Source organism: Lentzea sp. NBRC 102530, from assembly GCF_030269365.1.
In the GTDB taxonomy this organism is placed as follows: Bacteria; Actinomycetota; Actinomycetes; order Mycobacteriales; family Pseudonocardiaceae; genus Lentzea.
On sequence record NZ_BSTF01000007.1, the window covers coordinates 295,549 to 308,781 of the forward strand.

General features: G+C 70.0%; 11 protein-coding genes. 8 read left to right on the forward strand and 3 right to left on the reverse strand.

Annotated elements, in window-relative coordinates:
- Positions 1–8 precede the first annotated feature (8 nt).
- The 4 genes from QSK25_RS20930 to QSK25_RS20945 are packed head-to-tail and all read left to right on the forward strand — an operon-like array spanning position 9 to position 4,041.
- On the forward strand, positions 9–884 hold the full coding sequence (locus QSK25_RS20930) for an amidohydrolase family protein (protein ID WP_285640480.1): 876 nt from the start codon (positions 9–11) through the stop codon (positions 882–884).
- Complete coding sequence (locus QSK25_RS20935) at positions 881–1,339, forward strand: MaoC family dehydratase (RefSeq protein WP_285640481.1); 459 nt, start codon at positions 881–883, stop codon at positions 1,337–1,339. Before QSK25_RS20930 ends, QSK25_RS20935 begins: the two co-directional genes overlap by 4 nt.
- 10 nt (positions 1,340–1,349) lie before the next feature.
- Positions 1,350–2,666, forward strand: coding sequence for an MFS transporter (locus QSK25_RS20940; RefSeq protein WP_285640483.1), 1,317 nt, complete (start codon positions 1,350–1,352; stop codon positions 2,664–2,666).
- Complete coding sequence (locus QSK25_RS20945) at positions 2,605–4,041, forward strand: acyl-CoA synthetase (protein WP_285640484.1); 1,437 nt, start codon at positions 2,605–2,607, stop codon at positions 4,039–4,041. Before QSK25_RS20940 ends, QSK25_RS20945 begins: the two co-directional genes overlap by 62 nt.
- Here the strand turns inward: QSK25_RS20945 and QSK25_RS20950 are convergent.
- Positions 4,010–4,642, reverse strand: coding sequence for a TetR/AcrR family transcriptional regulator (locus QSK25_RS20950; protein ID WP_285640486.1), 633 nt, complete (start codon positions 4,640–4,642; stop codon positions 4,010–4,012). The genes QSK25_RS20945 and QSK25_RS20950 overlap by 32 nt on opposite strands.
- A gap of 103 nt (positions 4,643–4,745) precedes the next feature.
- On the opposite strand from QSK25_RS20950, the gene QSK25_RS20955 reads away from it, so the two are divergent.
- A complete protein-coding gene (locus tag QSK25_RS20955) occupies positions 4,746–5,501 on the forward strand; it encodes an SDR family NAD(P)-dependent oxidoreductase (RefSeq protein ID WP_285640488.1) in 756 nt (251 codons plus the stop codon).
- Here QSK25_RS20955 and QSK25_RS20960 read toward each other — a convergent pair.
- On the reverse strand, positions 5,498–8,356 hold the full coding sequence (locus QSK25_RS20960; protein WP_285640490.1) for an ATP-binding protein: 2,859 nt from the start codon (positions 8,354–8,356) through the stop codon (positions 5,498–5,500). The genes QSK25_RS20955 and QSK25_RS20960 overlap by 4 nt on opposite strands.
- A 44-nt stretch (positions 8,357–8,400) precedes the next feature.
- Between QSK25_RS20960 and QSK25_RS20965 the strand changes: the two genes are divergently transcribed.
- The 3 genes from QSK25_RS20965 to QSK25_RS20975 all read left to right on the forward strand — a co-directional run bounded on the left by QSK25_RS20965 (position 8,401) and on the right by QSK25_RS20975 (position 12,818).
- Positions 8,401–9,264 carry an alpha/beta fold hydrolase gene (locus QSK25_RS20965; protein WP_285640491.1) on the forward strand — a complete coding sequence of 288 codons (864 nt, stop codon included), beginning with the start codon at positions 8,401–8,403 and terminating at the stop codon, positions 9,262–9,264.
- Positions 9,265–9,385: 121 nt separating this feature from the next.
- Positions 9,386–9,700, forward strand: a complete 315-nt coding sequence (locus QSK25_RS20970) for a hypothetical protein (RefSeq protein ID WP_285640492.1) — start codon at positions 9,386–9,388, stop codon at positions 9,698–9,700.
- 379 nt (positions 9,701–10,079) lie between these two features.
- The gene (locus QSK25_RS20975; RefSeq protein ID WP_285640494.1) at positions 10,080–12,818 is read left to right on the forward strand and encodes a tachylectin-related carbohydrate-binding protein; all 2,739 of its coding nucleotides are present in this window, start codon (positions 10,080–10,082) and stop codon (positions 12,816–12,818) included.
- A 48-nt stretch (positions 12,819–12,866) separates the two neighbouring features.
- Here QSK25_RS20975 and QSK25_RS20980 read toward each other — a convergent pair whose 3' ends face one another.
- Positions 12,867–13,229 (reverse strand): sunset domain-containing protein, encoded by a 363-nt coding sequence (locus tag QSK25_RS20980; RefSeq protein ID WP_285640496.1) that lies wholly within the window; start codon positions 13,227–13,229, stop codon positions 12,867–12,869.
- Positions 13,230–13,233 lie beyond the last annotated feature (4 nt).

The following is a 13,233-nucleotide window of genomic DNA, read 5'->3' on the forward strand; positions in this document are numbered from 1 at the left end:
TTCCCCGGATGAACGTGGAGGACCTGGTCGCGATCGACGTCCACACGCACGCGGAGATCTCGCGTGACGGCCACAGTTCGTTGTCCCCCGCGCTGGTCGAGGCGTCCGCCAAGTACTTCAGGACCGCGCACCGGCAGCCGACGATCGCCGAGACCGCGGAGATCTACCGCGAGCGGAACATGGCCGCGGTGATCTTCACGGTCGACGCGGAGCACGCCACCGGTCACCCCCGGATCTCCAACGAGGAGGTCGCCGCGTCCTGCGCGGAGCACGCCGACGTGCTGATCCCGTTCGCGAGCGTCGACCCGTGGAAGGGCCGCGCCGCCGTCCGCGAGGCCCGCAGGCTGGTCGAGGAGCACGGCGTGCGCGGGTTCAAGTTCCACCCGAGCCTGCAGGACTTCTCGCCGGACGACCGGATGGCGTACCCGCTGTACGAGGTGATCGAGGAACTCGGCGTACCCGCGCTGTTCCACAGTGGACAGACCGGGATCGGCGCCGGGGTGCCCGGCGGCGGCGGGATCAGGTTGCGGCACTCCAACCCGATGCTGGTGGACGACGTGGCCGTGGACTTCCCGCACCTGCGGATAGTCCTCGCGCACCCGTCGTTCCCCTGGCAGGACGAGGCTCTGGCCGTCGCGACGCACAAGCCGTTCGTGTACATCGACCTGTCCGGCTGGTCGCCGAAGTACTTCCCGCCGCAGCTCGTGCGATACGCGAACACCTTGCTGCAGGACAAGGTGTTGTTCGGCTCGGACCACCCGGTGATCACCCCGGACCGCTGGCTCGCCGACTTCGCGAAGCTCGACCTCTCCGACGACGTGCGCCCCAAGATCCTCAAGCTCAACGCCGCCCGCTTGCTCGGCCTCGTGAAGGAGGACGCGTGACCATCTCCGTGCAGGGAACCGCAGAGCTGAAAGCCCTGGCGGGCAAGAGTCTCGGCCACACCGACTGGCTCCAGATCGACCAGGTCCGGGTCGACACGTTCGCCGCCGCCACCGACGACCACCAGTGGATCCACGTCGATCCGGAACGTGCCGCCGCCGGGCCGTTCGGCGGCACGATCGCGCACGGCTACCTGACCCTGGCGCTGCTCATCCCGTTGATGACCGAACTGCTGGACGTCTCCGGGGTGCGGATGAGCCTCAACTACGGCCTGGACAAGGTGCGGTTCCCCGCTCCCGTCCCGGTCGGCGCCAAGATCCGGCTGGCCGGCCGGGTCGACACCGTCGAGGACGTGGCAGGCGACGGCGTGCAGCTCACCGTCGACTTCACCGTCGAGATCGAGGGCTCCGCGAAGCCCGCTTGCGTCGCTCGTGCCGTCTACCGCCACTACACATGAGGGTGAAGTCATGGCGCCAACAACGCAGTTACGCCGTGCCGTCGCGTCGAGCTACCTCGGCAGCGTGATCGAGTACTACGACTTCCTGCTCTACGCCACCGCCTCCGCGATCGTGTTCAACAAGGTGTTCTTCTCGTCGCTCGACCCGCTGGTCGGCACGATCGCGAGCTTCGGCACGTTCGCCACCGGCTACCTCGCCCGGCCGCTCGGCGGAGTCCTCTTCGGACACTTCGGTGACCTGCTGGGGCGCAAGAAGATGCTCGTGCTGACCATGAGCCTGATGGGTGTGGCGAGCTTCCTGATCGGCCTGCTGCCGACGTACGCGCAGGCGGGCTGGCTCGCCCCGGCCGGGCTGGTCCTGCTGCGGGTCGTGCAGGGCGTCTCCGTCGGCGGCGAGTGGGGCGGCGCGGTGCTGATGTCCGCCGAGCACGCCACGTCGCGGCGCGGTCTGTGGGCGAGCTTCACCAACGCGGGCGCGCCGTCCGGCATGGTGCTGTCGACCCTGGCGTTGACCGGCACGGCCGCGCTGGTCGGCGAGCAGGCGTTTCTGGAGTGGGGCTGGCGGGTGCCGTTCCTGCTGAGCATCGTGCTGCTGGGCGTCGGCCTGTTCGTGCGGCTCAAGGTCGAGGAGACGCCGGTGTTCCAGGCGTCGCGCCGGCGGGGTTCGCTGCCGTTGCTCGACGTGCTGCGCAACCACCCGCGCACGCTGGCGCTCGGCATCGGCGTCGGGCTCGCGGCGTTCGTCGCGCAGTCGACGCTGACGACGTTCGTGCTGGCCTACGGCGTGCAGGCCGGGGAGAGCCGGCAGACGATCCTGAACGCGCTGACGTTGTCGTCGGCACTCGCGGTGGTCGGGATCATCGGCTGGTCGGCGGCGTCCGACCGGTTCGGGCGACGCCCCGTCGTGCTGGCGGGCGCGGTGCTGATGGCGGCGTTCGGGTTCGCGTTGTTCCCGTTGGTGGACAACGGTTTCGTGGTGATCGCCCTGGTGCTCGGCCAGGCGGTGATCCACCCGATGATGTACGGGCCGTTGGCCGCGCTGTACAGCGAGCTGTTCAACACCGGCAGCCGGTACACCGGCGCGTCACTCGGCTACCAGCTCGCGGGACTGGGCGCGGGACTCGCGCCGTTGCTGTTCGCACAGGTGCAGCGGTCGGCGGGGGTGGGCGCGATCCCGGTCATCCTGGCGGGGTTCTGCGTGCTCACGGTCGTGTGCACGGTGGCGTTGCGGGAGACCAGCCGGACCAGCCTGACGGGAGACGGGGATGCGGAACGCGGGACTGGGCAGCTGGCCACACCGCCGCGCACGCATGGCGCCGAAGCGTGAAGCCCTGACGTACGAAGGGGTTTCGGTCTCGTACGGCGCTCTGGCGCTGCGCACGACCAGGCTGGCGTGGCAGTTGCGGTCGCTGGGCGTGGGGCACGGCGACCGGGTCGCGTACCTCGGGCCGAACCACCCGTCGTTCGTGGAGACGATGTTCGCCGCGCACCAGCTGGGCGCGATCTTCGTGCCGCTGAACTTCCGGCTGAGCCCGGCGGAGATCGACTACCAGCTGGCCGACTGCGGTGCCGCTGTCCTGGTGCACGCGCCGTCGCACGTCGTCTCGCACCCTTGCGCCGTGTCCCTGTCGTCGTACGAGGAGTTCTTGTCCCGCGGTTCCGAGGAGGTGCTGGACGAACCGGTGTCGGTGGACGACGTCGCGTTGATCCTCTACACGTCCGGCACCACGGGCAGGCCCAAGGGCGCGATGCTCACGCACGCCAACCTGCTGTGGAACACGTTCAACCTGATGATCGGCGTCGACCTGCGTGCGGACGACGTCGTGCTGGTCACCGCGCCGTTGTTCCACGTCGCCGCGCTGACCCAGACGCTGCTGCCCTCCTTCGTGAAGGGAGGGCACAGCGTGCTCACCCCGCGCTGGGACGTCGCGGAGTGCCTGTCGCTGATCTCCGGCCGCGGTGTGACGTGGATGTTCGGGGTGGCCACGATGTACGCCGACCTGGCGTCGTCACCGCTGTGGCCTTCGGCCGACCTGTCGTCGTTGCGCGTGCTGCTGTGCGGCGGGGCCGCGGTGCCGGACTCGCTGATCAGGACGTTCCAGGACCGGGACCTGGTGTTCTGCCAGGGGTACGGGCTCACCGAGACCGCGCCCGGTGCCACGTTCCTCGAGGCCTGGGACAGCGTGGCGCGGGCGGGTTCGGCGGGGCCGCCGGTGTTCTTCGGCGACCTCCGGCTCGCTGCGTCCGGTGAGATCGAGGTGCAGGGCCCCAACGTCACACCGGGCTACTGGAACGACCCGGCGGCTTCCTCGGCGGCCTTCACCCCGGACGGCTGGTTCCGCACCGGCGACCTCGGCCGTCTGGCCGACGGCCACCTGTACGTCCTCGACCGCCTGAAGGACATGTTCATCTCGGGTGGCGAGAACGTCTACCCGGCCGAGGTCGAGAACGCGATCTCCGCCCACCCGGACGTGGCCGAGGTGGCGGTCGTCGGGGTGCCGGACGTCCGCTGGGGCGAGGTGGGTCGCGCGTTCGTCCGGCCGCACGACGGCGTCGCGTTCGACGTCCCGGCGCTGCGGGAGTTCCTGTTGCCGCGCCTGGCGAAGTACAAGATCCCGGTGCACGTGTCGGTGGTGTCGTCGTTGCCGCGCACGGGTTCGGGCAAGGTGCTCAAGCCCGCCTTGCGGCGGATCCCGCTCTGACCTCGTGGCGGGCCAGCAGTGTGTGGACGGCCTCGTCCACCGCGTGGGTCATGGCCTTCTCGGAGGGCGACCAGTTCATCAGCAGCATCCGCGGCCAGAACGCGAAGTTGGAGATCATGCCGAGGAACTGCGTCGCCGCGAGCACCGGATCCGCGACGTCCAGCGTGCCCTCGTCGTGCTCCTGCTCCAGGTAGTCGCGCACCGCGTCGAAGAACGGTTGCTTGCCGAGCTTGAACTGCGTCTGCCCGAGCTCGGGGAACCGCGGTGCCTCGGCGATCACGATGCGGAACAACGCGACCATGCCCGGCCGCGTCAGCAACGTCACGTACCGCCGCCCGAGCGCGGTCAGCCCCTTGCGCGGGTCGCCGGCCGGGGGCGTCAGCGCGCCCTCCTCCGTGCGCCAGTAGTCCGTGACGATGGCGTCGAACAACTCCGCCTTCGTCGGGAACTGCTTGAACAGCGTCGCCTTCGACACCTCGGCCGCGTCGGCGATGCGCGCGAGCGACGTCTTGTCGTACCCGGACTCCAGGAACAACGTCGTCGCGGCGTCGACGATCGCCGCCCGCTTCTGCTCGGCCATGCGCTCGTGGTAGGTCGGCACCTCCCCATTGTGCCATGAGGTGAGTCACTTGACTCGCCATCGCATCCCTGTCTAACGTTTCCGAGGCGAGTCACTCGACTCACCACTCTCGGGAGGAACCACCATGAACCGCTTCGACGGGCAGACCGTGCTGATCACCGGCGCGACGAGCGGAATGGGAGCGAGCCACGTGCGCGGCTTCCACGCGGCGGGCGCACAGGTGGTGATCGCCGCCCGCGACCTGGACGCGGCGTCCTCGTTCGCTTCCTCGCTGGGCCCCCGCGCTTCCGCCGTCCGCCTGGACGTGACGTCCGAACCGGACTGGATCGCGGCGATCGAGCAGATCGGCCCGCTGTCGGTGCTGGTCAACAACGCGGGCGCGCAGCACCCGGCCGCCCTGATCGAGGACACGCCCCTGCCGACCTGGGAACGCACCCTCGCGGTGAACCTGACCGGCCAGTTCCTCGGCATCAAGCACGCGACGCCGTCCCTGCGCGCGGCCGGCGGCGGCACGATCATCAACATCGCCTCGACCATGGCCAACGTGGGCCAGGCCTGTTACGCACCGTACGTGGCGAGCAAGTGGGCCCTGCGCGGCCTGACCCGCACCGCCGCCCTCGAACTGGGCCGCGACAACATCCGGGTGAACTCGATCCACCCGGGAGTGGTGGCCACCCCGCTGATCACCGAACCGATCGCCGACCAGCCCCCGATCGGCGACCTCTACTCCCCTGCCCCGTTCGCCGTCCCGCGCCTGGGCACCCCGGAAGAGGTGACCGCCCTGATCCTGCACCTGGTCTCGCCGGACGGCGCCTTCGCCACGGGCGCCGAGTTCGTGCTCGACGGCGGCCTCCTGCTCGGCCCCGCCCTGGCCGCCTAGAGGTAGTCCGCCACCGCCCCGAACGTGAACAGCCCGGTCCCCGCCACCACCTCACCCGCGGCGGGCGACAACACCCGCCGAGCCCGCGCCCGCACCCCGTCGTCCCCCAGCCGATCGGCCGCCATCGCGAGCAAACACCCGCGCACCTCGGCCAACAGGTCAGCGGGCCCGTCCGGCAACGCCCTGACCGCGGCCAACGCCTCGTCCGCCGGCAACACCAGTGGCTCCACCCACGCCCGGTGCGGCCCCCAGTCGTCGTCGAGGTCCACAGCGGACGGTCCGTGCAAACTCAGCAGGGCCAACGGCAACAGCCCCCGTTCCATCCCCCACATCCCGGTGCCCGCAACACGCCCGGCCGCCACCCGATAAGCCCTGTCGGCCCCACTCTTGTCCCCGGCCGCCGCGAGCTTCAGGGCGTTGAACCACTCGGTGAACACCCCCACCAACGGCAAGTCGTCGCGCTCAGCCACCTCGTCGGCCGCCCGCGCGTGCTCGTCGGCGGTCACCAGGTCGCCCAACGCGCAGTGGGCCTGCACGAGGATCAGGTGGCCGAGGACCTCGTGGGTGGTCAGCCGCCCCGCCGCCAACGCCACCAGCTCGCGCCCGATGGCGGCACGCTCCCGGGCCAGGCCGGTGCGGTGGAAGGTGTGCATGAAGCGGGCGTTGAGGGCGAACACCAGCAGGGCCGGGTCGTCCAGGGTGCGGGCGATGGCCTCGGCCTCGGTCGCTTCGGGCAGGCGACGGCCGGTGCCGCGATCCTCCAGGGCGATGGTGGCCAGGAGTCGTGCTCGGGTGGCGGTCGGCTCCGGGAAGGCGGGCAGGGTGCGGAGGGCGGCGGCGACGAGTTCGGCGGAGTGGGCGGGGTCGTCGTTGGTGGTCCAGATGCCGGGCACGTCGAACGAGCCGATGACCTCGGCCACCGCGCTCGGGTCGGCGGGAGCGCCGGAGAAGCCGGTGGTGGTGATGGGTGTGCGTGCCGTGGCCAGTCGCAGTGCGGCGGACCTCTGCTCCCGCGCCCCCTCCAGGTCCCCGCCGACCGCCAGCGCCCGCACCAACCCGGCCAGCAGCCCGAGCCGCTCCTCCCCCGCCGCCGCGATCGCCGCCCTCCACAACCCCACCGCCTCCCGCGGCGAGCGCGTCACCGAGGCGGCCCCGGCCAGTGCCCGCACCGCCGCCTCGCCCCGAGCACCTGCCAGCCGGTAGTGGTGGGCGAGCAGCGTCGCCTCGGCGGGCCGCGACGACTCCAAAGCCGCCGCCGCGGCCGCGTGCCAGCGGGCTCGGCGGGTCAGGGAGAGGTCCGAGTACACCGTGTCCCGCACCAGCGCGTGGGTGAAGCGGGCGTGGCCGGGCGCCTCCTCGACCACGAAACCCGCTGCCAGCGCCAGGTCCAGTGCGTCCAGCACGTCCGCTCCGGCGACGGCGCTCAGCAGGTCCACGTCGATGTCCCGGCCCAGCACCGATGCCTGCCGCAGCACGGTCGCGGCAGGGGCGGGGAGTGCGGCCAGGCGGTGGCGGATCACCTCGCGGACGCCCGCGGGCACGCCGAGCGTTCCCTCGGCGGCGAAGAGGCGGGCCAGTTCCTTGGCGTAGAACGGGTTGCCGCCGCTGCGGTCACGAACGGCCCGTGCGTCGGCGGTCGGTGCGATCGGGGTGATCAGGGTGGCGATGGCGTCCTCGTCCAGGCCGTGCAGGTCCACGCGCACCGGTTCGGCGCGGGCGAGGGCCTCCGATGGCAGCGCAGAGCGCGAGGTGGCGACGATCAGGACTCGGCCGGCGAGGCGGGCTGTGGTGAAGGCGGCCAGCACGGCCAGGGTTTCTTCGTCGGCCTGGTGCAGGTCGTCCAGGACCACGAGCACCGGGGCGGCGGACTCCACGGCGGCCACGACGGACCGGCGCAGCTGGAAGCGGTCGGCAGGGACAAGGCTGGAGCCCAGTGCCTCCACCACCTGTTGCCACGGCCAGGCGACCGGGGCGTCCTCCGGGCAGCGGGCCCAGACGTACCTCCAGCCCAGGCGGGTGGCGAACGCCTCGGCCAGGGCGGTCTTGCCCACGCCGGCCTCACCCGTCACGACGGCCAGGCCGAGGCCTGCCGCGGGGACGGCGGAGTACAGGCTCGCCAACTCCGCCGAACGCCCCACCAGCGGTGACGGCAACGTCAGGCGGGGTGAGTGGGCGAGGATGTCGGCCTCTACCGAACGCAACTCCGGGCCGGGGTCCACGCCCAGGTTCGAGACGAGCTCGGCACGTGCCTCCCGCACCGCGTCCAAGGCGTCGCCCTGGCGGCCCTCGCGGTACAGGGCTAGGGCCAGCAGGCTCCACGCCTTCTCGCGCCACGGGTGGTCGGCCAGGTGGGCGCGCAGGTCGGCGACCACGCCGGCGGAACGGCCCAGGTCCAGCTGGAGTGAGGCGCGGCGTTCCACGGCCAGCAGGCGCAGCTCGGAGAGGCGGGCGATTTCGGCGCGTGCCCACGGGAAGTCGAACTCGGCGTAGGCCGGGCCCCGCCACAAAGCCAGCGCCCGGTCCAAAGCGGACAGGTCGCCGTCGAGCAGCGACTCGAACTCCCACGCGTCGACGTCCGAGGCCAGCAACGCGTACCCGGCGCCCGACGTGACCAGCAGGGAAGACGGAGTCCTGGGTGGACGGTCGGGCTCCAGCGCCTTCCGCAAGGCGCCCACGAACGTCTGCACGGTGCCTACAGCGCCGGACGGCGGGTCCTCCCACAGCGAGGCGACGATCGTGTCGACCGGCACCACGCGGCGGCGGGCCACCAGGAGGCGGGCCAGGACGGCGCGTTGTTTCGGGCCGCCCAGGCGGGTGGAACCGGCGGTCAGCGGGCCCAGGACACCGAACCTCACCGTTCACTGATCCGTTGCTGATCGGCCCCGCGCACAGTAGCTGCGTGAACCACACCGCATTCGACTACCAGCGCGTTCAGGTCTCCGGGAACGTTGAACTGAACGTGGCCACGACCGGCAGCGGGACGCCCGTCGTGCTGTTGCACGGCTTCCCGCAGACCCACCTCATGTGGCGGCACGTCGCCGCCGACCTGGCCGCCGACCACACCGTGATCATGCCCGACCTGCGCGGCTACGGCGACAGCGACAAGCCCCAGGACACCGGCGAGACCTACGCCAAGCGGACGATGGCGCAGGACGTCGTCGACGTCGCGAAGGCTCTTGGGCACGACAGGTTCGCGTTGGCGGGCCACGACCGGGGCGCCCTGGTGGCGTTCCGCACGGCCCTCGACCACGCTGACCACGTCACCCACCTCGCATCGCTCGACGTGCTGCCCACGCTGGACATGTGGGACGTCATGCGCGGCACGTCCGCCGCCGTCGGCTTCCACCTGTTCCTCATGGCGCAGCCGCCCGGCCTGCCCGAACAGCTCATCGGCGCGAGTCCCGACGCGTTCTTCGGCCACTTCCTCGACGCGTGGGGCGCCACACCGTTCTCCGACGAGATCAAGGCCGAGTACCTGCGGGCGAGCCGCGAGGCCGTCACCTCGATCGTCGCGGACTACCGGGCGTCGGCCACGATCGACGTCGAGCACGACACCGCCGACCGGAACGCGGGCAACCGTCTCACCATGCCGGTCACCGTGCTGCAACAGGACTGGGGCGCGGCACTCGGCTTCGACGCGAAGCAGCTCTGGGACGCCTGGACGCGGGACCTCGACCACCGGACCGTCCCCTATGGACACTTCATGGCGGAAGAGGTACCGCAGGAGATCGCGCAGATGATCCGCGACCTGCTGAAGCGATGATTCCCGCGCGCACAGGAAAACTCCTTCCCTTGATCACGCACGGAAGCGCGCACCAGGCCACGGGCATGGTCCACACCACTCGCCGAACGGCCCGCCGGCGGAGCGCTTGCACCAGGGCGGAGTGGACGAAGGACGGGTTGGCATCGACGTGGGCACGGGCAACCGCGCGATGATCGACACGGCGCAGCAGGAGTCCGGCGCGAAGTCGCCGCGGGTGTTCCACCCGGCAGGCGGGACCAGTCCCGAACCGTCCGGCGCGTCGGCCGACCTGGCCGTGCCCGAGGCGCGGGAGCACCGGCCGCGTCAGCACGTCCCGGACGACTGCGCGCCGTTCACGACCTTCGCCGTCACACCCCAGGGCCGCGGCGGGAGGTCTCATGACCGTCGTGCCTGCCTGCACACCCGCACTGCCACGGGTGCCCGCCGACGCCGATGACGAGTGTCACGGTGGGCAACAAACCGAGGACAGGAACCAGGTATCGGGCGCGCGGAAGCGCCCGGCTCTCCGGCCGGTCATGGTGATCTTCCCCCAGGAAGTGAGGCCCCCAGATGCAGGCGGTCCGGAGCATAAGCGGCTAACACCGTCTTTACAAGGGATGTGCGTCTGGTCACCTCGTGTAACGAAGAACCTCCGATGAGAGGTTCGTCCGCAGGATTCCCATCCGGGGATTTCGTCTGCTACAAAGCGTTCCGTCAGCATCCTCTGGGGGATGTCAGCAACGAACGGACACGCGACGAGCGTGTGCTTTGGCGTGTCCGGAATCTGGGGAGCCTCAGCTATGGGTAGACCTGCGCGCCAGTCGTGGAGACGGCTGGTGCAAGCCTCTCTCGCCGCGATTCTCGGGATCGTCGGCCTTCCGATCCTCGCCGGCAGCGGCAACGTCGCCAACGCCGTCGAGACGGCCATGTGCAAGCCCGCCGGCAACGTCTTCGTCGGCATGGCGAACAGCGACGTGTTCCGGTTGCGCAAGGTCAACAACCCGGCCGCCGGGATCAACAGCTGGTCGTACGACGAGTGGATCGGCACGGGCTGGAACGAACGCTTCATGGCCGGCCCCAACGGCTACCTCTGGTTCATCGAGACCGACGGCGAGCTGCGCAGGCACCGCTGGACCGGTACCGGCTGGGACAACGGCGGCATCAGCCAGCTGATCGCGAACAACTGGGGCGGCTGGGACCTCCCGCAGTACCACTTCCGCGTCACGGTCGACGCCAAGAACCACATCTACGCGGCCGAGGCGTCCGGGGAGCTGGCGCTCTACCGGTACAACGAGACCACGAACGTCCTGTCCCGCAAGGTGATCGCCACCGGGTGGAACAAGTACGACCACGTGACCGCGGGCGGCGCGGGCGTGCTCTACGCCCGTGACCCGAACGTCAACGGCGGCACGCTCTACCGGTTCGAGTACGACGCCGACGCCGAGACGTGGAAGCAGCAGGACAAGAACGTCGGCTTCGGCTGGAACGGCTACAAGCAGATCACCTCGCCCGGCGGCGACATCCTCTACGGCACCTGGCCGGGCGGCGAGACCTGGTGGTACCGCTACCTGCCCAAGTACGACCGCTGGGAGAACAGCGCCACCGGTGACTGGAAGTACCAGATCACCAACTGGACCGGTGTGGACGAGATCGCGCCCGCGATCGACAACTGCCGCACCGGCGAGACGGCGACCGACGTCGAGTGCGCGACCAGCGCCCGGCTCTGGGGTTCCCAGGCGGACGACAACCTCTACCGGCGTGACCACAACGAGCCGGAGGCCGGGGTCACGAGCTGGGAGAAGCCGACCCACGTGGGCAGCGGGTGGAACGGCAGCCGCTTCATGGGCGGCGCCAAGGGGTACAAGTTCTCGATCGAGCCGGACGGCGAGTTCCGCGTGTTCCGGTGGATCGACGGAACCGGCTGGGAGAACGGCGGGAACAGCACCGTCATCGCGACCGACTGGGGTGGCTGGCACCTGCCCGCCTACCACAACCGCGTGACCGTCGACAGCAACAACCACGTGTACGCCGGCCTGGCCACCGGTCAGCTGGAGTTCAACGTCTACGACGAGACCACGAAGACCCTCACTCAGAAGCAGATCATCGACGACGGCTGGAACAAGTACGACCAGGTCTTCGCCGCGGGTGACGGCGTGCTCTACGCCCGTGACCCGAACGTCGCGGGTGGCACGCTCTACCGCTACCACTACGACTGGAAGAACCGCCGCTGGATCGACTACGCGCGCAACGTGGGCAACGGCTGGAACGGTTACCGCCAGCTGCTCTCCCCCGGTGGCGACATCGTGTACGCGGTGTGGGGCACGGCGATCTGGTGGTACCGCTGGGACAACACCGCGAAGGTGTTCACCAACCACGCGGAGGGCGACTACAAGAAGGAGCTCGCCGTCTGGAACGACGTCAACGACATCATGGTCGACGTCGACGCGTGCAAGCTGACGAACCCCGACAAGATCACGCCGCCGCAGACGCCCGCACCGGGGGTCGACAAGGCCGAGATGATCTACAACGCGCAGAAGTCGCGGTTCGAGCTCGCCTTCGCGGACGAGAACGGCTCCGTGAAGCACTACTTCCAGCAGGTGTCGAACAGCGAGTCCCTCCAGGTCAACCCCTTGTCCAGCACCGGGTTCACCGGCCGGGCGACCCTCGCCCAGCAGGAGGACGACAAGATCGTCGTGATGGCGCGCGGCACCAACGCCCAGACGAAGGCCTTCGTCGAACCGGCGGCCAACTCCGGCACGTTCACCTGGACGCAGAAGGACGTCAAGGGCGCACTGCACACCTCGCCGGTGCTGGCGCGTGGCACCAACAAGGTGCTCACCGCGTTCGCCGTCGACGGCGACAACAAGCTCTGGTACGCCGAGCAGTTCGCGGTCAACGGCGAGTTCAAGCCGTGGCGTCAGGCCACCGCGCCCGACACCTACACCATGACCGGCGAGATGACGATCGTGCCGTCCGGTGACGGGTTCGAGATCGCCTACACCGACCCGACCGGCGCGATCACGGTCAAGAAGTTCGCGGGCGGTGCGCTCGGTGCCAGCCGGATCGCCGGCGGTATCACCGGCGTGGGTACTCCCGCGGCGGTCGTGTTCTCCGACGGCAAGGTGCAGCTGGTGGCCCGTGCCAACGACAACAAGCTCTACACGCTGAAGGAAGGCGCGTCGGGCTTCGCGGGCTGGACGAACATCAGCGGTGCCCTGCAGTTCACCGGCACCCCCGAGGCGTTGCTGAACAAGTTCAACGTCGTCGAGGTGGTGGCACGCGACACCAACGGCTGGATCCACCGCGGTGGCCAGACCGAACCGGGTTCCGCGACCTGGCGGGTGTGGACCAACATCGGCTGGGACTCGCAGTTCGACGTGTCGTTCGCCGCCGGCGCGAACAACGAGCAGCGGATCTTCGCCGACGTCGGCAACGGGCTGTACATCCTGGCGGAAGCCCCGCCGTACGCCTCGGAACCGAGCCTCGCCCTGTCCTCGGACGCGGCGACCTCGCTGGACAAGTCCAGCAGGAAGGTTCCCGCCAAGGCGACCAAGCAGAAGCTCGACGAGAAGTAGGACCGCTCTGACGAGGAGGGGCTGCCCGCCCGGGCAGCCCCTCCTCGTTCATCCAGCCTTGATACGGCCCTTGGTCGTCCACATGCGATAGCCCGCCGAGACGGCCTCCGCCTCCGAGCCGAACGTCATGTCGCCCTTCATCCGCCGGTAATAAGGGGAATCGGGCGTGTGGTAGACCATCGTCTTCGAGTTTCCCTTGACCGGCAGGGGTTCCTGCTTCGGTTCCTGGCGCGGCGCTGGTTGCTCGGCGATCACGACCTGCTCGGCGGCCGGGCGCGGGGCGGGCAGGGCGAGGCGGGTCTTCGGGCGTTCGGGCTGCAGGCGGCCGCGCACCGACAGCCACGTCACCAGCGCGCCGACGGCGAAGGACGCCAGGCACAGCAGGAACATCTGCGAGAACAACCAGAGCACAGGA